The sequence below is a fragment of the Streptomyces sp. NPDC048057 genome (genome assembly GCF_040653095.1).
GTDB lineage: Bacteria > Actinomycetota > Actinomycetes > Streptomycetales > Streptomycetaceae > Streptomyces.
Map to the genome: position 1 here is coordinate 17,604 of NZ_JBEZNF010000043.1, position 23,431 is coordinate 41,034.

18 protein-coding genes are annotated in these 23,431 nt (G+C 71.7%); 12 read left to right on the top strand and 6 right to left on the bottom strand.

Annotated elements, in window-relative coordinates; all coding sequences use genetic code 11:
* Positions 1 to 132 precede the first annotated feature (132 nt).
* Positions 133 to 396 carry a WhiB family transcriptional regulator gene (locus tag AB0E05_RS33555; RefSeq protein ID WP_006348971.1) on the bottom strand — a complete coding sequence of 88 codons (264 nt, stop codon included), beginning with the start codon at positions 394 to 396 and terminating at the stop codon, positions 133 to 135.
* 692 nt (positions 397 to 1,088) lie between these two features.
* Here AB0E05_RS33555 and AB0E05_RS33560 point away from each other — a divergent pair.
* The 4 genes from AB0E05_RS33560 (at position 1,089) to AB0E05_RS33575 (ending at position 5,195) form a co-directional block, all read left to right on the top strand.
* Positions 1,089 to 1,589: a cysteine dioxygenase family protein gene (locus AB0E05_RS33560; RefSeq protein ID WP_361970844.1), complete on the top strand. Its 501-nt coding sequence runs from the start codon at positions 1,089 to 1,091 to the stop codon at positions 1,587 to 1,589.
* 12 nt (positions 1,590 to 1,601) lie between these two features.
* Positions 1,602 to 2,558 (top strand): 2-phospho-L-lactate transferase, encoded by a 957-nt coding sequence (gene cofD, locus AB0E05_RS33565; RefSeq protein WP_361970845.1) that lies wholly within the window; start codon positions 1,602 to 1,604, stop codon positions 2,556 to 2,558.
* Positions 2,555 to 3,862 carry a coenzyme F420-0:L-glutamate ligase gene (locus tag AB0E05_RS33570; RefSeq protein ID WP_361970847.1) on the top strand — a complete coding sequence of 436 codons (1,308 nt, stop codon included), beginning with the start codon at positions 2,555 to 2,557 and terminating at the stop codon, positions 3,860 to 3,862. Before cofD ends, AB0E05_RS33570 begins: the two co-directional genes overlap by 4 nt.
* A 394-nt stretch (positions 3,863 to 4,256) precedes the next feature.
* Positions 4,257 to 5,195 (top strand): DNA-3-methyladenine glycosylase 2 family protein, encoded by a 939-nt coding sequence (locus AB0E05_RS33575; protein ID WP_361970888.1) that lies wholly within the window; start codon positions 4,257 to 4,259, stop codon positions 5,193 to 5,195.
* Between the two features lie 274 nt (positions 5,196 to 5,469).
* Here the strand turns inward: AB0E05_RS33575 and AB0E05_RS33580 are convergent, their stop codons facing one another.
* Positions 5,470 to 6,825 (bottom strand): N-acetylmuramoyl-L-alanine amidase, encoded by a 1,356-nt coding sequence (locus tag AB0E05_RS33580; RefSeq protein WP_361970849.1) that lies wholly within the window; start codon positions 6,823 to 6,825, stop codon positions 5,470 to 5,472.
* 138 nt (positions 6,826 to 6,963) lie between these two features.
* Here AB0E05_RS33580 and AB0E05_RS33585 point away from each other — a divergent pair, with 138 nt between their 5' ends.
* The 4 genes from AB0E05_RS33585 to AB0E05_RS33600 all read left to right on the top strand — a co-directional run bounded on the left by AB0E05_RS33585 (position 6,964) and on the right by AB0E05_RS33600 (position 13,000).
* The gene (locus tag AB0E05_RS33585) at positions 6,964 to 7,731 is read left to right on the top strand and encodes a TIGR03089 family protein (protein WP_361970851.1); all 768 of its coding nucleotides are present in this window, start codon (positions 6,964 to 6,966) and stop codon (positions 7,729 to 7,731) included.
* 196 nt (positions 7,732 to 7,927) lie between these two features.
* Positions 7,928 to 9,322 (top strand): LCP family protein, encoded by a 1,395-nt coding sequence (locus AB0E05_RS33590; protein ID WP_361970853.1) that lies wholly within the window; start codon positions 7,928 to 7,930, stop codon positions 9,320 to 9,322.
* A gap of 234 nt (positions 9,323 to 9,556) precedes the next feature.
* Positions 9,557 to 11,275 carry an LCP family protein gene (locus AB0E05_RS33595; RefSeq protein WP_361970854.1) on the top strand — a complete coding sequence of 573 codons (1,719 nt, stop codon included), beginning with the start codon at positions 9,557 to 9,559 and terminating at the stop codon, positions 11,273 to 11,275.
* A gap of 48 nt (positions 11,276 to 11,323) precedes the next feature.
* Positions 11,324 to 13,000: an LCP family protein gene (locus tag AB0E05_RS33600; protein WP_361970856.1), complete on the top strand. Its 1,677-nt coding sequence runs from the start codon at positions 11,324 to 11,326 to the stop codon at positions 12,998 to 13,000.
* 65 nt (positions 13,001 to 13,065) lie between these two features.
* Here the strand turns inward: AB0E05_RS33600 and AB0E05_RS33605 are convergent, their stop codons facing one another.
* Positions 13,066 to 14,103, bottom strand: a complete 1,038-nt coding sequence (locus AB0E05_RS33605; protein WP_361970858.1) for a glycosyltransferase family 2 protein — start codon at positions 14,101 to 14,103, stop codon at positions 13,066 to 13,068.
* Between the two features lie 440 nt (positions 14,104 to 14,543).
* On the opposite strand from AB0E05_RS33605, the gene AB0E05_RS33610 reads away from it, so the two are divergent.
* Positions 14,544 to 15,884, top strand: a complete 1,341-nt coding sequence (locus AB0E05_RS33610) for an LCP family protein (RefSeq protein ID WP_361970860.1) — start codon at positions 14,544 to 14,546, stop codon at positions 15,882 to 15,884.
* Positions 15,885 to 15,916: 32 nt separating this feature from the next.
* Here AB0E05_RS33610 and AB0E05_RS33615 read toward each other — a convergent pair whose 3' ends face one another.
* Positions 15,917 to 16,468 (bottom strand): acyl-CoA thioesterase, encoded by a 552-nt coding sequence (locus AB0E05_RS33615; RefSeq protein WP_361970862.1) that lies wholly within the window; start codon positions 16,466 to 16,468, stop codon positions 15,917 to 15,919.
* A 467-nt stretch (positions 16,469 to 16,935) separates the two neighbouring features.
* Between AB0E05_RS33615 and AB0E05_RS33620 the strand changes: the two genes are divergently transcribed.
* Positions 16,936 to 18,195 (top strand): LCP family protein, encoded by a 1,260-nt coding sequence (locus tag AB0E05_RS33620; RefSeq protein WP_361970864.1) that lies wholly within the window; start codon positions 16,936 to 16,938, stop codon positions 18,193 to 18,195.
* 91 nt (positions 18,196 to 18,286) lie between these two features.
* Positions 18,287 to 18,853 (top strand): helix-turn-helix domain-containing protein, encoded by a 567-nt coding sequence (locus AB0E05_RS33625; RefSeq protein WP_361970865.1) that lies wholly within the window; start codon positions 18,287 to 18,289, stop codon positions 18,851 to 18,853.
* Between the two features lie 15 nt (positions 18,854 to 18,868).
* On the opposite strand, the gene AB0E05_RS33630 is transcribed toward AB0E05_RS33625, so the two are convergent.
* A complete protein-coding gene (locus AB0E05_RS33630) occupies positions 18,869 to 19,966 on the bottom strand; it encodes a glycosyltransferase family 39 protein (RefSeq protein WP_361970890.1) in 1,098 nt (365 codons plus the stop codon).
* 644 nt (positions 19,967 to 20,610) lie between these two features.
* On the bottom strand, positions 20,611 to 21,768 hold the full coding sequence (locus AB0E05_RS33635; protein ID WP_361970867.1) for an acyl-CoA dehydrogenase: 1,158 nt from the start codon (positions 21,766 to 21,768) through the stop codon (positions 20,611 to 20,613).
* 250 nt (positions 21,769 to 22,018) lie between these two features.
* On the opposite strand from AB0E05_RS33635, the gene AB0E05_RS33640 reads away from it, so the two are divergent.
* Positions 22,019 to 23,353 carry a UDP-glucose/GDP-mannose dehydrogenase family protein gene (locus tag AB0E05_RS33640; protein ID WP_361970868.1) on the top strand — a complete coding sequence of 445 codons (1,335 nt, stop codon included), beginning with the start codon at positions 22,019 to 22,021 and terminating at the stop codon, positions 23,351 to 23,353.
* The last annotated feature ends 78 nt before the right edge of the window (positions 23,354 to 23,431 follow it).

Consider the following 23,431-nt stretch of genomic DNA (forward strand, 5'->3'; position numbering starts at 1 on the left):
CGGCCGGGTGCGCGTGGCGTACGGGCCGTCAACACGGCGGGGAGGTCGTCCGTCTGACGGGGCAACGGAACACCCCCGGCGCGGGCCGGGGGTGTGGCGGGTCGTGGTCGTGTCGGCGGCCGGTGGCGGGTATCAGACCGCCGCCTTCTTCAGCCGGCGGCGCTCACGCTCCGAGAGCCCGCCCCAGATGCCGAATCGCTCGTCATTCGCCAGGGCGTACTCAAGGCATTCCGAGCGGACTTCACAGGCGAGGCACACCTTTTTGGCCTCCCGCGTGGAGCCGCCTTTCTCGGGGAAGAAGGACTCGGGATCGGTCTGGGCGCACAATGCGCGCTCCTGCCAGCCGATTTCGTCATCCGCGTCCTCGACCAGCAGTTGTTCGAACAGCTCGGTCATGTGCGCCCCTCGTCTGTCTTGGCGTCCCCGTGATGTTGCCGTGATCGATTCGGCCGAACGACACGAGTGAAATTACAAGTGTGTGGCTCCGGGGCAGTCAAGCGGAGATCTGCTATTGGGCCCCGTATTCACTCTGCGGAACCAAGGGTATACGGAAAGTGTTCAAATCAGCAAAAATCTGACACTTACCGCCAACCGCCCCTGACCTGTCCGCATCCTCCCTTCTCACCGAGGAAGACGCCCGTCAGTTCGATCTTGTTGCAGACGGGTGCGCGAAGCGATCCGGATCACAGTCGGGTCACGGAGCGGCCCGAGGCGGTCACGCGATCGCAGCGCGATGTCCCTGACGGTGGCACTGCATAAACCTTTCTTCGCGCTCCGTAACCGGATGAGGTGAAAGATTGCCGCCAAAGGGGGCGCGGAGTTGACACGAATGAGGGGCAGCCGCCACCTTTGGTGGCATGTCATCAGCAGCCTCCGCGCCTTTCGCGACCCCTGTCCGTGGGTTCCGCAGCGCTGTGCAGGCTCGCTGTCGCTGTTGTCGTCAGCGCTGACGCGGCACGCACGCCCTCTTCAGTTCTTCCGCGCACGCCCCTGCGCCCTTCTTGCTGCTCCGCCCTTTCCCGGCGCGGCCACGCACTGGCGCACCCCGAATGCGAAACGCACGCTTCCAGCCGAGGAACCACCGCACCATGAACAGCGACAGCGACCTCCAGATCGCCGGCGACATCCTCTCCGTACAGCACCTCCTCCAGCCCCCGCGCGAGCACCCGGCCACCGTGGCCGACTTCGTGGGGCTCTCGCGCGCGCTCGCCGCCGATCGGGGGCAGTGGGCGCACCTCGTCGAGTACGACGCCACCAGCCGCTGGTACCACCGGCTGCGCACCGGGCCCGGGTACGAGGTGTGGCTGCTGTCGTGGCTGCCGGGCCAGGGCACCGGGCTGCACGACCACGGGCCGTCGTCCGGGGTGCTGACCGTGCTCGAAGGGCGGCTCACCGAGCGGTCGGAGCACGCCTCGCAGGGGCTGGCGCCGGGCGCGCACCGGGTGTTCGCGCCGGGGTACGTGCACGAAGTGGTCAACGAAGCGTTCGAACCCGCCGTTTCCCTGCACGTCTACCACCCGGGTCTGACCGAGATGCCGATGCACGCCGCCCGGTGCGCACCGGCCGCCCGGGACGCGGTGCCCGCCTGAGAAACTGCGGGCATGCGAATTGTGGTTCTGGCCGGCGGCATCGGCGGCGCCCGTTTCCTGCGCGGTCTTCAGCGGGCCGCGCCCGAAGCGGACGTCACCGTGATCGGGAACACCGGTGACGACATCCATCTGTTCGGGCTCAAGGTCTGCCCCGACCTCGACACCGTGATGTACACCCTCGGCGGCGGCATCAACGAAGAGCAGGGCTGGGGGCGTACCGACGAGAGCTTCCGTGTGAAGGAGGAACTGGCGGCGTACGGGGTCGGCCCCGAGTGGTTCGGGTTGGGCGACCGGGACTTCGCCACCCACATCGTCCGTACGCAGATGCTCGCCGCGGGCTATCCGCTCAGCGCCGTCACGGAGGCGCTGTGCACCCGGTGGAACCCGGGCGTGCGGCTGCTGCCGATGTCGGACGACCGGGTGGAGACCCACGTCGCCGTCGAGATCGACGGCGAGCGCAAGGTCGTCCACTTCCAGGAGTACTGGGTCAAGCTGCGGGCGTCCGTGGCCGCGGAGGCCGTCGTGCCGGTAGGCGCGGAGCAGGCGAAGCCCGCGCCGGGCGTGCTGGAGGCGATCGCCGCGGCCGACGTGATCCTCTTCCCGCCGTCGAATCCGGTGGTCAGCGTGGGCACGATCCTCGCCGTGCCCGGGATGCGCGAGGCGATCGCCGAGGCGGGCGTGCCCGTCGTCGGCCTCTCCCCCATCGTGGGGAACGCCCCGGTGCGCGGCATGGCGGACAAGGTGCTCGCCGCCGTCGGCGTGGAGGCGACCGCCGCGGCCGTCGCCGCGCACTACGGCTCCGGGCTGCTGGACGGCTGGCTCGTCGACACCGTCGACGCGGACGCCGTCGCCACCGTCGAGGCCGCGGGGATCCGCTGCCGCGCGGTGCCGCTGATGATGACCGACGAGGACGCGACGGCCGAGATGGCGCGGCAGGCGCTGGCGCTGGCGGCGGAGGTGCGCGCATGAGCGGGCCCGCCGCCTCGTACCGGGTGTGGGCCCCCGACGGGGTGCCCGAGGTGCACCCCGGGGACGACCTCGCCGAACTGATCGCCGCGGCGGAGCCCGGGCTGGCCGACGGGGACGTCGTGCTCCTCACCTCCAAGGTCGTCAGCAAGGCGGAGGGACGCGTCATCGCCGCCCGGGACCGGGAGGCCGCGATAGACGCGGAGACCGTACGGGTCGTGGCCCGCCGCGGCGAGCTGCGCATCGTGGAGAACCGCCAGGGCCTGGTGATGGCCGCGGCCGGCGTCGACGCCTCCAACACCCCCGCCGGGACCGTGCTGTTGCTGCCCGAGGACTCCGACGCGTCCGCGCGCACCGTGCGCGCGGGCCTGCGGAAGGCGCTCGGCGTCGACGTGGGCGTGATCGTCACCGACACCTTCGGCCGCCCCTGGCGCAACGGGCTGACCGACGTCGCGATCGGCGCCGCGGGCGTCCGCGTCCTGGACGACCTGCGCGGCGGCACCGACCCGCACGGCAACGCACTGGCCGCGACCATCACCGCGACCGCGGACGAACTCGCCGCGGCCGGCGACCTGGTGAAGGGGAAGGCCACGGGGCGGCCCGTGGCCGTGGTCCGCGGGCTGGCGCACGTGGTGGCCCACGACGACGCCGACGGGGCGCGCGCGCTGGTGCGGGACGCGGCGGAGGACATGTTCCGGCTCGGTGCGTCCGAGGCCGTACGGGAAGCGGTGACCCAGCGGCGCACGGTCCGCGAGTTCACCGACGAGCCCGTCGACCCCGGCACGGTGCGGCGCGCGGTCGCCGCCGCGGTCACCGCGCCCGCCCCGCACCACACCACGCCCTGGCGGTTCGTGCTGCTGGAGTCCGCGCAGTCGCGCGTACGGCTGCTGGACGCCATGCGGGACGCCTGGATCGCCGACCTGCGGCGCGACGGCAAGTCCGAGGAGTCCATCACCAAGCGGATCCGCCGCGGCGACGTGCTGCGCCGGGCGCCGTACCTCGTCGTGCCGTGCCTCGTCATGGACGGCTCGCACCACTACGGCGACGAGCGGCGCGACGGCGCGGAGCGCGAGATGTTCGTGGTCGCCACGGGCGCCGGCGTGCAGAACTTCCTCGTGGCCCTCGCCGGCGAGGGGCTCGGCTCGGCGTGGGTCTCCTCGACGATGTTCTGCCGCGACGTGGTGCGCGAGGTGCTGGCCCTGCCGTCCGACTGGGACCCGATGGGCGCGGTCGCGGTGGGCCGCGCAGCGGGCCCCCCGAAGCCGCGGGGCCCGAGGGACGCGGCGGAGTTCGTGACCGTGCGGTAGATCGGTGCGGGGCGCCTGCGGTGCGCAGGTTGCCTGTGGGTTGCGGGTCTGGGCCCTTCACCCGCGGGCTCTTGCGGGGTGCGGGTGCGGGGGCCCTCCGGGCTCACCTCCTCGCGGTCGGCGGCATGCAGGCCACTCGTAGCGGCGAGGTCGCCAGGCCGCCGATCCGCTGCGGGGGCGACCCTGCACGCCCCCACCAGGAGCACAGGCCAAAAGGACCGGAGCCAGCCCCGCGACGCACGAGCCAGGTACTCGGTGCGCAGGTCGCCCGTGGTCCATGGCGCACGCGGGTCGGTTGTCAGTGAGGGCGCCTACTCTCGTAGGCACGAGACCATCCATTCCCGAGGACCCCGTGTCTGGCCGCTTCGCACCCCGAGTTCCCACCGCCCGACGGCTGACCGCGCAGAGCGCTCACGCCGGCGGGGCCGTGCGTCGTTGGACTCCACCGTGGCCCGTCGACCTGGGCCTGGTGCTGGGCGTACTGCGGCGCGGGCCCGCCGACCCCGCGTACCGCACCGCGTCCGACGGCTCCATCTGGCGCACCGCCCGCACCCCCACCGGGCCGGGCACCCTCTGCGTACGGCCCGGCGGCGCGGGTGACGTGGTCGCCGAGGCGTGGGGGGACGGCGCCGAGTGGCTGCTCGACGCGCTGCCCGGGCTGCTCGGCGCCGACGACGAGCCCGACGCCTTCACCCCGCGCCACCGCCTGGTCGCGCACTCCCGTCACCGCCGTCCCGGGCTGCGGCTGACCCGCACCGGACTCGTGATGGAGTCCCTGATCCCGTCGGTCCTGGAGCAGAAGGTGACGACGGACGAGGCGTACCGCGCCTGGCGGCTGCTGGTGCGCAAGTACGGGGAGCCCGCGCCCGGTCCCGCGGCGGGAGCCGGGATGTACGTGATGCCCGAGCCCCGTGCCTGGGCGCTCATCCCCTCCTGGGAGTGGCACCGCGCCGGGGTCGACGACAAGCGCGCGGCGACGATCGTGCGCGCGGCCCGCGTCGCCCGGCGTCTGGAGGAGGCCGTGGCGATGGAGCCGGAGGCCGCGATGGCCCGGCTGGAGTTGGTGCCCGGCGTCGGCCCGTGGACCTCCGCCGAGACCGTGCAGCGCAGCCACGCCGCGCCGGACGCGCTCACCCTCGGCGATCTGCACCTGCCGCGGATCGTCGGCTACGCGCTGGCGGGCGACCGCGACGCCGACGACGCCGCGATGCTCGAACTGCTCGCGCCCTACGCCGGCCAGCGCCACCGCGCCGCACGCTACGTCCTGCTCGGCGGCCGGATACCGCCCCGCCGGAAGCCGAAGATGCCCAAGGTGGACATCGGCCTCCTGTAGCCCCCAGCCAGGACACCCGACCCGTGCGTCGCGGGGCTGGCTCCGGTCCTTTTGGCCTGTGCTCCTGGTGGGGGCGTGCAGGGTCGCCCCCGCAGCGGATCGGCGGCCTGGCGACCTCGCCGCTACGAGTGGCCTGCATGCCGCCGACCGCGAGGAGGTGAGCCCGGAGGGCCCCCGCACCCGCACCCCGCAAGAGCCCGCGGGTGAAGGGCCCAGACCCGCAACCCACAGGCAACCTGCGCACCGCAGGCGCCCCGCACCGGCCCGCGCTATCTCACGGGCGGCCCTGGTACTTCGCCGATGCCGTGCGGATGGTGCCCAGCTTGTTGTACAGGCGCGTGCCGGGGCAGTCCGTGGAGACGCCGTCGCGGTGGCCGGCGATCACGCCGAAGGTGACCTTTCTGCCCTTCTTGTACTTGCCGCTGCCCCCGGACGTCAGCGTCACCTTGCCCGTGGGGTTGCGGCCGAAGAGGCCGAGCTTCCAGGCGGTCAGGCGGGAGATCGCGGTCTGGACCGCGGCCGGCGGGTTCGTGCCGGTGAAGGTGCCGAGGACCGCGATGCCCATGGTGTTGGAGTTGAAGCCGAGGGTGTGCGCCCCGAGGACCGCCTTGGTCACGCCGCCCGCCCGGCCCTCGTAGATGGTGCCGCACTTGTCGATCGCGAAGTTGTAGCCGAAGTCCCGCCAGCCGCTGCTCACCACGTGGTAGCGGTAGATGCCGCGCAGCACGGAAGGGGCCTGCTTGCAGGTGTAGTTGTTGCCGGTGGAGGAGTGGTGGACGAAGGCCGCCTTCACGGTCGAGGTGTAGGCGTAGCCGCCTTCGCGCAGGGACTCGTCGGCGCCCCACTTCTTGCGGGTGACGATCGACGGGCGGGGGCCCACGTACTTCGCCGTGGCGTCCCGCAGCCCGGCGCCGCCCTCGTCGGCAGCGGCCGGGGCGAGCGCCCGGGGTCCGGGGGCCGGGCCCGGGTCGGCGGCGGGTGGGGTCTCGCCGGGGTCGACGAGTTCCAGGCGGAGCCCGCGCGGCAACGGCGCCGCGTCGGCGTCCCCGGCGTGCTCCCCGGCGTGCGCCGCGTCCTCGGGACGTACGCGCACCTCCACGCCGTCGGACGCGCCCACCCACAGCGGGGCGGTGGCGCCCCGGAGCCGGCCGGACGCGCCCTCCGCGCTGCCGGGGTCGGCGCCGTGGTCGGCGGTGTGGGTCTCCAGGTCCTGCCAGCCGGACCACGCGCCGGTGCCGGTCGCGCGGGTGCGGACCTGGACGGTGCCGTGGAGGTCGCTGCCGGCGTCCTCCCACACCACGCCGACCAGCGAGAACGGCTGGACCTCGCGCTGGTGCAGGGTCCGTTCGCGGGCCTTTGGGGCGATGGTGCGGTTGGTGGGCGAATCGGCGCCGGCCGGGATCGGGAGCGACTGGGTGACGCCCGGGACGTCAGGAACATCAGGAACATCAGGCACGTCGGGGACGGGGACCTCCGGGAGGCCGGCGCGCCCGGCTTCCGCTGGGTGCGCCGGCGGCGCCGGACGGTCGGAGTGCGCCGGCGCAGCAAGCGCACTCGCCGACAGCGAGAGCGGGAGTACGAGCGCGGCGCAGGCCGCGACACCGGTCGAGGAAGACAGGAATCCACGCATGGAGAAGATCCTGATGCCCCGTCACCGTCCCCGCTCGTCGGGAGGGCGCGCGCGTCGCGGGTTCGCAACGGGCCGACCGGTGGACCGCGTCACCGGTACGAGGGACGGCGCGACCGGGCCGCGCGTACCCTTGCGCAGGTGAACGCCAGCGACCGCACCCCCGCCGACCTGCTGCGATCCGCCCTCTCAGCGGACCCAGGGCGCCCCTTGATCACTTTCTACGACGACGCCACCGGTGAACGCGTGGAATTGTCCGTCGCAACCTTCGCCAATTGGGTGGCCAAGACGGCGAATCTGCTCCAGGGCGACCTCGCGGCCGAGCCCGGCGACCGGCTCGCGCTGCTGCTGCCGGCGCACTGGCAGAGCGCCGTCTGGCTGCTCGCCGCCGCCTCGGTCGGAGTGACGGTGGAGGTCGGCGGCGACCCCGCGGACGCGGACCTGGTGGTGAGCGGCCCGGACGCCCTGGAGGAGGCGCGGGCCTGCTCCGGCGAGCGGGTGGCCCTGGCGCTGCGTCCGCTGGGCGGGCGCTTCCCCCAGCCGCCGGTCGGCTTCATGGACTACGCGGTCGAGGTCCCGGGCCAGGGCGACCGCTTCGCCCCGTTCGTCCCCGTCGATCCGCAGGCGCCCGCGCTGCTCGTCGACGGCGCCGGGCTCAGCGCCGTACAGCTGGTCGAGCGGGCCCGGGCGGACGCCGCCGAGCTGGGGCTCGAAGCGGGGGCTCGACTGCTGACGGACCGGGGTTACGACTCCTGGGCGGGGCTGGCCGCCGGGCTGTACGCGCCGCTGGCGGCCGGCGCGTCCGTGGTGCTCTGCCGGCACCTGGACCGGCTGTCCGCCGACGGGCTGCGTCAGCGGGTCGAGAGCGAGCGGGTGACGCACACCGTGGTGGACGGCGCTCCGCAGTAGCCTCCGTACACGTACATCCAACGGCAAAGCGCCGGGAATACCCCCAGATGGCGCACATGGGGTCGAGCCCCCCGGGCTCGACCCCCAACTCCGTTGGATGATCGGCGATACCCGTGTTTTCAGGCACAACCAAGCGCGAGGTTCAGCCGTCTAGTCCTGCGATCGGCGGTCCAGCGCACCGCCGACACCGTGAAGGATGGACGCAGAAGTGACGGACAGTGCCGGCACACCGCCCGGCCCGGACGACCGGGACGGCCAGGAGCACCACGCCGCCCTCCCCGTCGAACCCAAGTTCACCCCCGAGGGCGAGGCGCCGCCGGGCGCGGGCGACGGCCCCAAGGGCAAACGGCACTGGCTCCGTTGGACCGCGCTCGGCGTCTCGGTCGTGCTGCTCGCGGGCGCGGCGACGACGTGGTGGTTCTACCGGAAGCTCGACGCGAACATCACCCCGGACACCGCGGCCGCGGCCGAGTTGGAGACGTACGAGAAGGAGCGGCCGGTCCCGGTCGCCCAGGACGCCAAGAACCTCCTGCTGCTCGGTTCGGACTCCCGCCGCGGCAAGGGGAACAGCAAGTACGGGCGGGACGACGGCGGCAGCCAGCGCGCGGACACCGCGATCCTGCTGCACCTGGCCGCCGACCGGCAGAGCGCCACGGCCGTGTCGATCCCGCGCGACCTGATGGTGAGGATCCCGAGCTGCCGCACGCCGGACGGGAGCCGGTCCGAGGAGCGGTTCGGGCAGTTCAACTCCGCCTTCGAGCGGGGCGGGGCCGCCTGCACCATCCGCACGGTCGAGAAGATGACCGGGGTGCGGATCGACCACCACATGGTGGTGGACTTCAGCGGCTTCAAGGAGATGGTCGACGCGGTCGACGGCGTCGAGGTCTGCTTGAAGGAGCCGGTGGACGACCCGGCCGCGCACCTGGAGCTGCCGGCCGGGCGCCAGACGCTCGACGGCGAGCAGGCGCTCGGGTACGTACGCGCCCGCAAGTCCATCGGGGACGGCAGCGACACCGAGCGGATGAGCCGCCAGCAGCAGTTCCTCGGCTCACTGGTGAAGAAGGTGCAGAGCGACGGTGTGCTGCTGAACCCGGCGAAGCTGTATCCGGTGCTGGACGCGGCGACGAAGTCGCTGACGACCGATCCGGGGCTGGCCTCGCTCAAGGACCTGTACGACCTGACGCGTTCGCTGCGCAGCATCCCGACCGAGCGGGTGCAGTTCCTGACCGTGCCGCGGCAGCCGTGGTCGGCGAATGCGAACCGGGACGAACTGGTGGAGCCGGAGGCGTCGCGGCTGTTCCAGCAGCTGCGCGAGGACCAGCCCATCACCGTGCGCCCGCCCGGCTCCGAGACCGACGGCACGAAGACCGACGACCCGAAGGCCGGCGGCACGAAGAGCGGCGACCCGAAGGCCGGCGGCACGGAGCGCGACGCGGCGGGCTCCCGGAGTCCGGACGTGGCCGGATCCCACCGCTCCCAGGCCCTCACGAACCCCTCGGGCGCGCCCGGTTCGTCCCCCAGTGAGGGGCCGAGCGCAAGCACCAGTCCCAGCTACTCCGGCACGAATGCGGCGGTGAACGTATGTGAGTAAACCGTGACGTGTGAGTAAAGCGATGTCCAAGCATGGAGTCGCACCACACGGATTGGGTGGAATGCCCGGTTGTAAGGGGCGTGGAATGTGTCACGCCCGTCGCTCCGCAATGAACCGGGCGGATAGTGTGACGCGATCCGGTACCCCGGCTTGCGTCGTGCGCTGCTGGAACGAGAGACCGTGCGCCCTTCGCGGAGGCGCAACGCGTGGCACCGACGGAGGAATCTGAATACCGTGGATGCGCATAGCCGCGGGCGGGCGGACGACATCGACCCCGCCGACCAGTGGGTGCTCAACCCGCAGACCGGCACGTACGAACTGCGACTGGACCAATCCCCAGCGCAGTCGTCGCCGTCGGCGAATCCCGCAGGGGCGCCGACCGTTCCCGGTTCCAGAGCGCCCGAAGGACACCGCACCGACGCCCCGGGACGCGGCCAGGCCCAGGCACCCGTGCCCGGCCAGCGCTCGCGCCGGGCGCGCGGCGGGGACGACGGCGCGCATTCGCCCTCCGCGGGGCGCCGCAAGCGCAAGCCCGGCGCGTCCCGCAAGAAGAAGGTCCTGATGTGGACGGGCGGCAGCCTCGCGCTGCTGATGACGGCCGGCGGCGTCGGCGCGTACGTCGTCTACCAGCGGCTCGAAGGCAACCTCAACACCATCGACGTGGGCGACGCGGGCACCGGCGGCTTCAAGAAGGACGAGGCCATCAACATCCTGGTGCTCGGCACCGACAAGCGGACCGGCACGGGGAACACCTCGTACGGCGACCGCAACAGCAAGGGGCACGCGGACACCTCCATCCTCTTCCACGTCTCCAAGGACCGGTCGAACGCGACGGCGCTGTCGATCCCCCGTGACCTGCTCACGGACATCCCCGACTGCAAGACGGCCGAGGGGCAGGCGATCCCCGGCACGCGGAACACCAAGTTCAACGAGAGCCTGGGCGTGGACGGCCGCAATCCGGGCTGCACCATGGAGACGGTCACCGAGCTGACCGGGATCGAGATCGACCACTTCATGATGGCGGACTTCAACGCCGTCAAGACGCTGTCGACGGCGGTGGGCGGGGTGGAGGTCTGCCTCGCGAAGCCGATCAACGACAAGGACTCCAAGCTCAACCTCCCGGCCGGCAAGCACAAGGTCAAGGGCGAGGAGGCGCTGGCCTTCGTGCGGACCCGCAAGTCCGTGGGCTTCGGCAGCGACCTCAGCCGGATCGAGCTCCAGCAGCAGTTCCTCAGCTCGATGATCCGCGAGATGAAGTCCAGCGAGACCCTGACCAGCCCCACGAAGATGTGGGACCTGGCGAACGCGGCCACCAAGGCGCTCACCGTCGACAAGGGCATAGGGAGCATCAAGAAGCTCCAGGAACTCGGCATGGAGATGTCGAAGGTCAACCCGAAGAACATCACCTTCGCGACCGTGCCGGTGGACGACAACGCCGACCGCTCCGCCGTCGTGCTCAAGGAGGAGAAGGCCCGGCAGCTGTTCGCGATGATCAGGAACGACGTGTCGCTGACCGAGGTGGAGCAGAAGGAGAAGGCGGGCAGGAAGAAGACGCCGGGACCGCTCGACGGCCCGCGGGCCGAAGCGTCCGACGTCAGGGTCGCGGTCTACAACGGCGGCGGCCCGACGGGCTCCGCGCAGAAGACCCTGACCTGGCTCCAGGGCAAGCAGGTGAACAAGTCGAGCAACGAGTCCAACGCGCCCGAGCAGGCGACCACGACCCTGGAGTACGGCCCCAACCAGGCCGACCAGGCGCGTGCGCTCGCCGATCTGATGGGCCTGCCCGCCACCGCGCTCAAGCCGAAGGCGGCGGACTCCGTGGGGACCGAGCCGATGAAGCTCGTCCTCGGCAAGGACTTCGACGAGCCCGGCGTACCCCTCCCCGGCGGCAAGACCAAGGCCCCGGAGGGCATCCAGAAGGTCGAAGCGGACAAGCAACTGTGCGCCAAGTGACCCGGTTGCTCCGGGTCCCGCGGCGCGCGTGACACCAGGGGGCATGGGGTGGGACGGAGCAGTACGCGGGAGGGCGCGCGGGGCGGGGTCGAGGGCCCCGCGTCCGGGCACGCGCAGGCACATTCACGGGCGCCCGAAGGCGCGCGCTCAGGCAGGACCGACGGCAAGACCAGAAAGAGCAGGAAAAAAGTGAAGAGCGGCAAGATACGCGCGCTCCGGTGGACCGCTTCCGTGCTTTCGCTCCTCATACTCGGCACGGCCGGGGCCGGATACCTCTACTACGAGTACCTCAACGGAAAACTCAAGAAGGACGAGCTGAACCTCGGCCAGGACATGGCCGACCACAAGCCGAACGCCGCCGGTCAGACGCCGCTGAACATCCTGCTCATCGGCTCCGACGCGCGGAACTCCAAGGAGAACCAGCGGCTCGGCGGCGCGAAGAAGACCTACGGCAACGCCCCGCTCGCCGACGTGCAGATGCTGGTGCACCTCTCCGCCGACCGCAGCAACATCTCCGTCATCAGCATGCCGCGCGACACGATGCTGGACATCCCGGAGTGCCGGGACCCCAAGAAGGACAAGACCAACCCGGCGAGCACCTTCACCCAGACCAACCAGTCGCTGGGGCGCGGGGGCCCCGGCTGCACGGTGGCCACCTGGTACAAGCTCACCGGCATACGCATCGACCACTTCATCATGCTCGACTTCGCGGGCGTGGTCTCCATGGCCGACGCGATAGGCGGCGTCCCGGTCTGCGTCGAGGAGAACGTCCACTCCCTCAACAGCAAGGGCGAAGGCTCCCATCTGAAGTTGAAGAAGGGCACCACCTCCATCAAGGGCGAGGAGGCGCTCCAGTGGCTGCGGACGCGCTACGGCTTCGGTGACGGCACCGACCTGTACCGCGCCCGGGCCCAGCACATGTACATGAACTCGATGGTGCGCGAGCTGCGGAAGAACGCCAAGCTCACCGACCCGAACAAGCTGCGGAAGCTGGCCAACGCGGCCGTTGATTCGCTCACCGTGAGCAAGACCATCGAGGACGTCAAGGGTCTGCTCGACATCGGAAACTCCCTCAAGAGCGTGCCGACGGAGCGCATCACGATGACGACGATGCCCAACGAGTACTCCACCCGGCCCGGGTTCCAGGGCAAGGTCGTGCCCAAGCCCGGTGACGCGGAGCAGCTGTTCCAGATGGTCCGCGACGACGTGCCGCTCGACGGCCGCGGCACCACCGGCAAGGCGAAGCCCAAGCCGTCGACCCCGCCGGCCGAGCCCACGTCGGGCGACCCCGCCGCGCCCGCCGACCAGATCCAGGTCCGGGTGCAGAACGGCACCGACGGCGACGGCGCGCCGGCCGCCCGCGGCCGGGCCGGCGAGATCACCGCGGCCCTCGGCGCCAAGGGCTTCACCCAGGCGGTGGCGACGTCCGTGAAGAACCCGCGGCAGAAGACGATCGTCCGGTACGAGACGAACGACCTCGAAGGCGACGCCCAGGCGGTCGCCAAGGCGCTGGGCATCCCGCTGACCGCGGTGAAGAAGGCCGCGCCGGGCAGCGGGACCAGCGGCATCACGCTGGTCGTCGGCGCGGACTGGCGCACGGGCGACGCCTTCCCGCAGCCGAAGCCGAAGGCCACGGGCGACGGCAAGGCGCCCGAGTCGGCGAAGCCGCTCGCCGGTGACGACGAGGGCGCGTGCATGCCGATCCAGCCCGGCTTCACCTGGTAGGAACATGACGTACGGAGAAGGGCCCCGGGCGCGTGCCCGGGGCCCTTCTCCGTGGGTGAACGGCGTCAGCTGGACGCGCTGCCCGACGACACCGTCGGCGCGGTCACCGCGGGGCGACGGCTGGCGATGACCTTCTCCGCCAGGGAGCGCGGGCTGGTCAGGAAGCCGAAGCCCCACGACATGTGCATGGTCGCCAGCGCCACCGGGATCCACGCCCGGGCCTTCGGCGACAGCCCCTTGCCCGCGGGCACCGAGCCGGCCGTGATCGCCGCCAGGTAGCCGCCGGGGACGAGCAGCCCCCACGGGGTCAGCACCGCGCCCACCACCAGCCCCGCCGCGATCGCGCACAGCGCGACCGGGGGCGCCAGGTAGCGCGGGTTGATCGAGCCGCGGTGGTAGCGGGCGACGACGTGCCGCCAGCGGCCGTAGTCCTTGTACTGCTTGGCCAGCGCCCGCACCGACGGCCGGGGGCGGTAGCTCACCCGCAGCTCCGGGGAGAACCAGATCCCGCCGCCCGCCTCGCGGATGCGGTAGTTCAGCTCCCAGTCCTGGGCGCGGACGAACTCCACGTTGTAGCCGCCCTGCTGCTCCAGCGCCTCGCGGCGGAACACGCCCAGGTAGACCGTTTCGGCGGGGCCGGCGACGCCACCGGTGTGGAAGGCCGCGTTGCCCACGCCGATCTTCGACGTCATGGCGGCGGCGACGGCGCGCTCCCAGTCGTTCTCGCCCTCGGCGTGCATGATGCCGCCGACGTTCTGCGCACCGGTCTCCGCCAGCAGGCGCACCGCGGTGGCGATGTAGTTCGCGGAGAGCATCCCGTGTCCGTCGACCCGTACCACGATCGGGTGGCTCGACGCCCGGATCGCCGCGTTCAGCGCGGCGGGGGTGCGGCCGGTCGGATTGGGCACCGTGCGGACGCGGAGGTCTTCGCGGACCAGCTCGGCGGCGATCTCGTCGGTGCGGTCGGTGGAGGGGCCGAGCGCGATCACCACCTCCATCTCGCCGCCGTAGTCCTGGCCGAGGATGTGGCGGACCGCGTCGCGCAGATGCCGCTCCTCGTTGAGGACCGGCATGATCACGGAGACGGGGGGCGTGGCGTTCATCGCTCGCCACGTTACCGCGAACGGGGGACACGGACGCGCGGCGGCAGGTCGGTGCGACCGACCGTCGATCGTATGGGCCTACGGTGTGCTGGATTCGCCCTTGTAGCCGCATCTCCCCTCACTCGTCCGGGAACCTCCCGGGTCCTCGGACCCGGTGGAATCCCGCCGTCGCAACGCGTCACCCACGGTAACCATTTCGTCACCCTATTGCTCCTCGCTCGTTCCCCCCGTGACCGACCTCGTCACCCGTGTGCACCAGCGCTCGGAACCGTTCCTCGCCCGCACCCCGCGGAGGTGTCCCCCTCGTGCCCACGCCGGCCCGCTCCCCCCGCCCCCGGCCGCGCCCCCCAGGCCCCCCGGTCAGGACCGGGAGCAGACGCCCAGCGCCGCCGGGGAGGAGGCGACCGCGCTGGGCTCTACGGGCGGCGACCGCGCTCTCCATGGCGGTGCTGGGCGCGGGCGCGATCGGCCACGCCCTGATGACGGGGCTGGACAGCGGCATCACCCGGGTCGACCCGTTCCGGGATATAAAAAACCGCCCGGCCAGCGGTCACGGCATGAACATCCTGGTCGTCGGCACCGACGGCCGCGAGAAGATCACCAAGGAGGAGAAGGAGAAGTACCGCCTCGGCGGTGCGCCCTGCAACTGCACCGACACGATGATGCTGGTGCACCTCTCCCGCGACCGGGACCGGGCGAGCGTGGTGAGCCTGCCCCGGGACAGCTACGCGGAGCTGCCCGCCCACACCGACCAGAACAGCGGCCGGCCGCACGAGGCGCACCCGGTGAAGCTGAACGCGGCGTACGCGGAGGGCGGCCCCGCGCTGACCGTGCGGACCGTCGAGCAGATGACCAAGGTGAAGATCGACCACTACCTGGAGGTCGACTTCACCAGCTTCATGAAGACGGTGGACGCGGTCGGCGGGGTGGAGGTGTGCACCACCAGCCCCATGAAGGACAAGTACACCGGCCTGGACCTGGCGGCCGGCTCGCACCGCTTCAACGGCGGCCAGGCGCTCCAGTACGTGCGCTCCCGCCATGTCGACGGCGGCTCCGACCTGGGGCGCATGCAGCGCCAGCAGCGCTTCGTCGCGGCCCTGATCAAGCAGGTGACCAGCAGCGGGGTGCTGCTGAACCCGGTGCGGTTCCGGGAGGTCGCGACGACCATGGTCAGCTCGGTGCGCGCGGACGAGAAGTTCGGCACGGACGAGATGCTGGCCCTCGGGCGGGCGATGCGCGGCTTCTCGGCGGCGTCGTCGGAGTTCACCTCCGTGCCCGTCACCTCCATGGGCCAGGTGCAGGGGCTGGGCTCGGCGCTGAAGTGGGACCCGGAGAAGTCGGAGCGGCTGTTCCGGATGATCCGCGAGGACCGTCCGCTGGCGGGCGCGCACACCAAGTCGGCGCAGAAGAAGAAGCTCGTCGAGGTCTCCCCGCAGCAGATCCGCGTCCAGGTCCTCAACGGCACGGCCACGGAGGGGCTGGGGCGGCGGGTCGACGCGGACCTGCGCAGCACGGGCTTCGCCACCACGCGGGCACCCCGCAACGACACCGACACCACGGTGCCGAAGACCTTCATCTCGTACGACCCGCGGTGGGACCGCTCGGCGCGGAGCCTGTCGACGGCGCTGAAGGGCTGCGAGATGCGGCCGGTGAAGGGCCAGGGGCCGACGCTGAGGGTGACCGCGGGCGAGGACTACGCGGGCGTGGTGCCGGTACGGGCGGAGAACGCCTTCCAGGGCGAGTTCGGCACGGTGACCGGGGACGAGGTGGTGTGCCCGTGAGGCACGGGCACGGCCGCCCGGGGCCGGGGGCTTCAGTCGTCGATGCCCTCGGCCGCGCGGCGCTCCCGTAGCTCCCGGATCGCCTGGCGGCGGGCGAGCCGGTGCGTACGGCGGATCTGCGCCTCCTGGTAGCGCCGCTTGTCGCGCTCGCTCTCCGGGGCGACCTGCGGTACGGGCCGGGGGCGGCCGTCCGCGTCCACCGCGGCGAAGACGAGGTAGGCGGAGCCGACCTGCTGGGCCGGGGTGGACTCGTTCCACCGCTCGGCCAGGACGCGCACGCCGACCTCCATCGAGGACCGGCCGGTCCAGTTGACCTGGGCCTTCACATGGACCAGATCGCCCACGCGGACCGGCTCCAGGAAGACCATCTCGTCCATGGAGGCGGTGACGGCGGGCCCGCCGGAGTGACGCCCGGCGACCGCGCCCGCGGCGTCGTCCACCAACTTCATGATCACACCGCCGTGCACCGTGCCGAGCAGGTTGGTGTCGCTGCCGGTCATGATGTGGCTGAGGGTGGTGCGGGAGGCGGAGGTCGGCTTCGTCGGGATCGCCGACGTTTCCGATGGCTGGACCTGGTCTGTCATGTCCTCCACCCTAAGCGGGCGTGGGCCCCCCACTCTTGGTGACCTTCCCCGCGTTTGCCCATGCGGGCCTGCGCCTCAGAAACCCCCTGACCTGCCGTCGCGCGTCTGCGGCCCGTCTATCGCTGTTCGCGCAGTTCCGCCCCCTATGCCCAGAGGGCATGGGGGGACCCCCAGCGCCCCTGTTTCACTGCCCCCGTCGCCTACCTGCGGGACGAGGGTTTTAGGGGCGCGGGGAACTGCGCGAACAAGCACATTCGGGCCGCAGACGCCGCGGAACGGCATCCCGCAGACGGACCCGCGCATACGCATAAACAGGGCGCAGACGCCATGTAAACGGCACCCCGCACGGGCGCCCGCGCCCGTTCCCAGCCCGGAGCGGAGCGCAAATGCATCAGGTTCGCTACGGGGTCGCCCCGAATCCCCATCCGCCCTGTCCCGGGGCGATTGTGAGCCGGCACACTTGTCGCATGAACGAATGGCCCGATGGATACGGACGCGGCAGCCAGGGTTCCGAACCCGAAGGCGCACGCGTGATGCGCCATGTGCAGCGGCCTCCGGTCCCGCACCAGCAGTCGCAGGGGTACGACGACCACGGCTCGCCCACCCCGTACGACAGCGGGTACAACACGGGCCAGGTCTACGGGACGCCGTCCAACCAGCAGGGCTACGGCCAGGGCCAGGGGCACGACGGCTACGGCAACCCGCCGGCGCCGCCCGGGCCGCCCCCGGGCCCCCCGCCGTACCGGCAGCCGCCGAACTGGCGCCGTCGGATAAAGATCGGTGCGCTGGTGCTGGTCGTCACCTTCGTCGCCGTCACCATCGGCACGTACTTCTGGGCGGACTCCAAGGTCCGACGCGAGGTCGACCTCTCGAAGGTCATCGAGCGGCCGAAGGAGGGCGACTGCACCACGTACCTGATCGTCGGCTCCGACAGCCGCGAGGGCATGTCGGCCGAGGAGAAGAAGCGGCTGCGCACGGGCTCCGCGGACGGCAAGCGCACGGACTCGATGATGATCCTCGCCGACTGCTCCAGCGGCCCGGTGATGGTGTCCCTGCCGCGCGACTCGGACGTGGAGATACCGTCGTACAAGGGCTCCGATTCCGGCAAGCTCTTCCCCGCCCAGGGCCGTCGGACCAAGCTGAACGCCGCGTACTCGGAGGACGGCCCCGAGCTGCTGGTGCGCACCGTCGAGCACAACACCGGCCTGCGGATCGACCACTACGCCGAGATCGGCTTCGCCGGCTTCGCGAGCATCGTGGACGCGATCGGCGGCGTCGAGATGGACATCCCTGAGGCGTTCAAGGACAAGAAGTCCGGCGCGGACTTCGAGGCGGGCAAGCAGACGCTCGACGGCGAGCAGGCGCTGGCGTTCGTACGGACCCGGTACGCCTTGAAGAACTCGGACCTGGATCGCACCAAGAACCAGCAGAAGTTCCTCGCGGCGCTGGCCAGCCAGACCGCGACGCCGGGCACGATCCTGAACCCCTTCAAGCTGTACCCGACGATGGGCGCCGGCCTGGACACGGTGATCGTGGACAAGGACATGTCGCTGTGGGACCTGGGGCAGATGTTCTTCGCGATGAAGGGCGTCACGGGCGGTGACGGCACCTCGATGAACATGCCGATCTCCGGCACCCGCGGGGGCAACCTGGTCTGGGACCGGGCGAAGGTGAAGGACCTCGTGGAGCAGATCCAGAAGGACCAGAAGGTCACCGTCACCGAGTAGGGACGTCGACGGGCGCTGACTCCAGCCGTCGTTCCCGCGCCCCGTTAGGGTGGGGGAACGACGGTTCTCCTTTGTGGGGTGGTGTGCGGGCGTGGACGCTCAGACGGCACGGCTGCGGGCCCTGGAAGCGGCTCGGGCGCTCTTCAACGAGCGCGGTGTCCAGGCCGTGGGCATGGACGCGATCCGGACCGCTTCCGGCGTCTCCCTCAAGCGGCTGTACCAGCTCTTCCCCTCGAAGGAGGCGCTGGTCGAGGCGGTGTTGCGGCGCCGGGACGAGGCGTTCCTCGCGGAGGTCGCCGCGCACGCCGAGCGGGCCGGTGCCCGGGCCCCGTACGACCGCGTGCTCGATGTCTTCGACCACTTCGCCGAATGGTTCGCCGAGCCCGGCTTCCGCGGGTGCGTCTTCCTGAACGCCCACGGTGAGCTGGGCGGGGTGTCGGCGGGCGTCACCGCCGTCGTACGGGAGCACAAGCAGGCGGTGCGCGGGTACTTCGCCGACCTGGTCGACGAGCTGGGCGCTCCCCCGGCCCTCGCCGGTCAGCTCGCGCTGCTCGCGGACGGCGCGATGGCCGGCGCCGGCGTCAGCGGTTCGCCCGCGGCGGCGGGGCAGGCGAAGGAGGCCGCGCGCGTCCTGATGGACGTCGCCCTGGGCCGCTGAGCCGCTCCTGCGGGGTCACGGCGGGCCCGAGCCGTGCAGCCAGAACGCCCCGTACACCGCCGCACCCGCCGCGGCCACGGCGATCACCGTCCACGCCAGCCGCGCCTTCGCGCGGGCCAGCGCCAGCGCGACCGGCAGGAGCAGCGGGAACGCCGGCATCAGCAGCCGCGGCTTGGAGCCGAAGTAGCCCGACGAGCACAGGGCGAGCGCGACGACGATGCCGCAGTACGTGAGGAGGGGCGCCGGCTGGCCCTGGCGCACGCCCCGCCAGTACAGCCAGGGCACCACCAGGACGCCCGCGGCGAGCGCGAGGCCCGCGGCCGGTGTGCTGGCGATCAGGTCGCCGATGAAGCGGACGAAGGCGAGACCGCCGTCGAAGCCGTTGCCCCAGGCGCCCTGCACGTCGAGGTAGCCGAAGAAGGGGCTGCCGGTGCGGACGCCCACCCACAGGACGTAGCCGGCCGCCCCGAGCGGAGCGAGCAGCGCCCCGAGCACCGGCCGCCACCGGGGACGTGTCTTGTCTGCGCGCAGGGCGAGCAGCGCACCGACCCACACCGCGGCGGCGACCGCGAGCCCGACGGGCCGGGTCAGCCCGGCGAGGGAGGCGAGCAGCCCGGCGGCGATCCAGTGGCCGCGCAGGGTCGCGTACAGCGCCCAGGCGGCGAGGGCGACGAACAGGGACTCGCTGTACGCCATGGACTGGACGACGCCGACGGGCAGCGCCGCGTACAGCGCGACCGCGAACAGCCCGGCGCGCCGCCCGTACACCAGCTCGACGACCTGGAAGATGCCCCAGGCGGCGGCGAGGGAGGCGACGGCGCTGACGGCGAGGCCGGCGTCAGCGGGGCCGAGCGGGGTGAGCGTCGAGACGCCCTCCTCCAGCCACGGCAGCAGCGGGAAGAAGGCCATGTTCGACAGGACGCGGCCGTCGGGGGCGGTGAGGGTGAAGTCGTAGCCGTGCTCGACGACGCGCACGTACCAGAGGGAGTCCCAGCGCTGGGACAGCAGCTGGCGGGCGCTGCGGTCCGCCAGGTGCGCCCAGCCGGCGAGGACGAGCAGGCCGAGGGCGCGGATCGCGGCGTACGCGAGGAGGGCGGGGGCGGCGGCGCGCAGCCGGTCGGCCGGGTGGGCCTGGCGGGGGCGGTCCGCCGTGTCCGGGGTGGCCGGGTTGGTGAGTGTCACGCCAGCGTCCAGGTCGTTTCGTCGTCGGGGGCCCGTCCAGTATCCGTGCCCGGGGTCCGGACGCGGGACGGCCCCCGGGGTCATCCACAGGTTGCCGACGCCGCCGCGGGCGAGCAGGTCGGGCTTCTTGTCGCCGCTGCAGTCACCGCGGCCGATGGTGGTGTACTTGCCCCAGCCGGAGCCGATGAGGTTGCGGGCGCCGAAGGTGCCGTTGCGGCCGCCGCGCCACATGTAGAAGTTGCCGGCGGTGTCGTTGGCGGCCAGGTCGTCCTTGCCGTCGCCGGTGACGTCACCGGGGACGTTCAAGGTTCTTGAAGCCACCCCAACCGCCGCTGATCCAATTGTCGTTGTCGGGGTGGTGGGCGTCCGTGAAGATGTAGCCGTTGTCCATGCGGTGGAGCACGTCGAGGTAACCGTCGTCGTCGAGGTCGCCGACCTGCTTGAGGACGTTGACGCCCGCCCAGTTGTCCCAGTACTTGGGTTTCTCGAAGCTGGTGCCGCTGAGGAACCGTCACCACGCGAGCGGGCCCCGGCCGGTCGGCCGGGGCCCGCTCCACAGTGCGCTTCGGGGGTGACTACGGGAGGTTGCGCGCCATGACGATGCGCTGGACCTGGTTGGTGCCCTCGTAGATCTGGGTGATCTTCGCGTCGCGCATCATGCGCTCCAGCGGGTAGTCACGGGTGTAGCCGTAGCCGCCGAGGAGCTGCACGGCGTCCGTGGTGACCTCCATGGCCACGTCGGAGGCGAAGCACTTGGCCGCCGCACCGAAGAAGGTGAGGTCGGAGTCGAGCCGCTCGGACTTGGCGGCGGCGGAGTACGTCAGCTGACGTGCGGCCTCCAGCTTCATCGCCATGTCGGCGAGCATGAACTGGACGCCCTGGAAGTCGCCGATCGGCTTGCCGAACTGCTTGCGCTCCTGAACGTACCCCTTGGCGTAGTCGAGGGCGCCCTGCGCGACGCCGAGGGCCTGGGCGGCGATGGTGATGCGGGTGTGGTCGAGGGTCTTCATCGCGGTGGCGAAGCCGGTGCCCTCCGCGCCGATCATGCGGTCCGCGGGGATGCGGACGTTGTCCAGGTAGACCTCGCGGGTCGGCGAGCCCTTGATGCCGAGCTTCTTCTCGGGGGCGCCGAAGGAGACGCCCTCGTCGGACTTCTCGACGACGAAGGCGGAGATGCCCTTGGAGCGCTTCTCGGGGTCGGTGACGGCCATCACGGTGTAGTACTCGGAGACGCCGGCGTTGGTGATCCAGCGCTTGACGCCGTTGAGCACCCAGTGGTCGCCGTCGCGCACCGCGCGGGTCTTCATGCCCGCCGCGTCGGAGCCGGCGTCCGGCTCGGACAGACAGTACGAGAACATCGCGTCGCCCTTGGCGAGCGGCGCCAGGTAGCGGGCCTTCAGCTCCTCCGAGCCGGAGAGCATGACCGGCAGCGAGCCGAGCTTGTTCACGGCCGGGATGAGGGAGGAGGAGACGCAGACCCGGGAGACCTCCTCGATCACGATCACGGTGGCGAGGGCGTCGGCGCCCGCGCCGCCGTAGGTCTCGGGCACGTGGACGGCGTGCAGGTCGTTGGCGACCAGGGCGTCCAGCGCCTCCTGGGGGAAGCGGGCCTGTTCGTCGACCTCGGCGGCGAAGGGAGCGATCTTCGCCTCGGCCAGGGAGCGGACGGTCTCACGGAGCATGTCGTGCTCCTCGGACGGGCGGTACAGGTCGAAGTCAGCCGATCCGGCCACGGTCACTCACTCCCCAAGCTGCTAATTACCGTTAAGTAACTAATTTTAGACGTGCTGTCCCGCTCCGGCATACGTGACCTGCGCGACAGCCGCAAGACCGCGCCCGGGGAGCGCTCGGTCGACGGCCGGGGCGCGGACTATGCTCGGGCGCGTTCCGACCGTCGGGCCCGCAGCGCCCCCGCTGCCCTCGCAGCGCATCCCGGCAGTACGTCACAGCAGCAGTTCTCAGCAGTACGTCTTAGGAGTACCGATGGCCCTCAAGATCACCGTGATCGGCACCGGCTACCTCGGCGCCACGCACGCCGCGGCCATGGCCGAGCTGGGCTTCGAGGTGCTGGGGCTCGACGTCGTGCCCGAGAAGATCGAGATGCTGTCGGCCGGACGGGTGCCGATGTACGAGCCCGGGCTTGAGGAGCTGCTCGCCCGGCACGTCGCCGGGGTCGAGGGCTCCAGCGGCCGGCTGCGCTTCACCACCTCCTGGGAGGAGGTCGGAGCCTTCGGCGACGTCCACTTCGTCTGCGTGAACACCCCGCAGAAGCACGGCGAGTACGCCTGCGACATGAGCTACGTGGACGCCGCGTTCGCCTCGCTGGCGCCGCACCTGACGGAGTCGGCGCTGGTCGTCGGCAAGTCGACCGTGCCGGTCGGCAGCGCGGAGCGGCTGGCGCGGGTGCTGCGCGAGCTGGCGCCCGGCGACGTCGAGCTGGCCTGGAACCCCGAGTTCCTGCGCGAGGGCTTCGCCGTCCAGGACACGCTCCACCCGGACCGGATCGTGGTCGGCGTGGCGAGCGAGCGGGCCGAGAAGCTGTTGCGCGAGGTGTACGCGACGCCGGTGGGCGAGGGGTCGCCGTTCGTGGTGACGGACTTCCCCACCGCGGAGCTGGTGAAGACCTCCGCGAACTCCTTCCTGGCCACGAAGATCTCCTTCATCAACGCGATGGCCGAGGTGTGCGAGGCGGCCGGCGGCGACGTGGTGAAGCTCGCGGAGGCGATCGGGCACGACGACCGCATCGGGAAGAAGTTCCTGCGCGCGGGGATCGGCTTCGGCGGCGGCTGCCTGCCGAAGGACATCCGGGCGTTCATGGCCCGCGCCGGCGAGCTGGGCGCGGACCAGGCGCTCACCTTCCTGCGCGAGGTCGACTCCATCAACATGCGGCGCCGCGGACACATGGTGGAGCTGGCCCGGGAAGCCGTCGGCGGGTCCTTCCTCGGGAAGCGGGTCGCGGTGCTGGGCGCGACGTTCAAGCCGGACTCGGACGACGTACGGGACTCGCCCGCGCTGAACGTGGCGGGCCAGATCCACCTCCAGGGCGGCCAGGTCACGGTGTACGACCCCAAGGGCATGGCGAACGCGCGGACGGTCTTCCCCACCCTGGGCTACGCGGACTCCGCGCTCGCGGCGGTGCGGGGGGCGCACGTGGTGCTCCACCTGACGGAGTGGCGCGAGTTCCGCGAGCTGGACCCGCGGGTGCTGGGGGAGGCGGCGTCGGAGCGCGTCGTCCTCGACGGCCGCAATGCGCTGGACGGCGAGCGGTGGCGCGAGGCGGGCTGGCAGTACCGCGCAATGGGCCGCCCGTCCGCGTAACGCTGCGGCTGCGCTGTGCTGGGCGCCCGTGACTGCGGGTCGCTCCCTTGGACGTTCCCGCCGTTCCCCTGCGGGGTG

Excerpts from the sequence above, each read along its gene's own strand:
- AB0E05_RS33555 (WP_006348971.1), bottom strand. The coding sequence starts at position 396 with ATGACCGAGCTGTTCGAACAACTGCTGGTCGAGGACGCGGATGACGAA.
- AB0E05_RS33560 (WP_361970844.1), top strand. The coding sequence starts at position 1,089 with ATGAACAGCGACAGCGACCTCCAGATCGCCGGCGACATCCTCTCCGTA.
- cofD (WP_361970845.1), top strand. The coding sequence starts at position 1,602 with ATGCGAATTGTGGTTCTGGCCGGCGGCATCGGCGGCGCCCGTTTCCTG.
- AB0E05_RS33570 (WP_361970847.1), top strand. The coding sequence starts at position 2,555 with ATGAGCGGGCCCGCCGCCTCGTACCGGGTGTGGGCCCCCGACGGGGTG.
- AB0E05_RS33580 (WP_361970849.1), bottom strand. The coding sequence starts at position 6,825 with ATGCGTGGATTCCTGTCTTCCTCGACCGGTGTCGCGGCCTGCGCCGCG.
- AB0E05_RS33590 (WP_361970853.1), top strand. The coding sequence starts at position 7,928 with ATGGACGCAGAAGTGACGGACAGTGCCGGCACACCGCCCGGCCCGGAC.
- AB0E05_RS33605 (WP_361970858.1), bottom strand. The coding sequence starts at position 14,103 with ATGAACGCCACGCCCCCCGTCTCCGTGATCATGCCGGTCCTCAACGAG.
- AB0E05_RS33610 (WP_361970860.1), top strand. The coding sequence starts at position 14,544 with ATGGCGGTGCTGGGCGCGGGCGCGATCGGCCACGCCCTGATGACGGGG.
- AB0E05_RS33615 (WP_361970862.1), bottom strand. The coding sequence starts at position 16,468 with ATGACAGACCAGGTCCAGCCATCGGAAACGTCGGCGATCCCGACGAAG.
- AB0E05_RS33620 (WP_361970864.1), top strand. The coding sequence starts at position 16,936 with ATGAACGAATGGCCCGATGGATACGGACGCGGCAGCCAGGGTTCCGAA.
- AB0E05_RS33640 (WP_361970868.1), top strand. The coding sequence starts at position 22,019 with ATGGCCCTCAAGATCACCGTGATCGGCACCGGCTACCTCGGCGCCACG.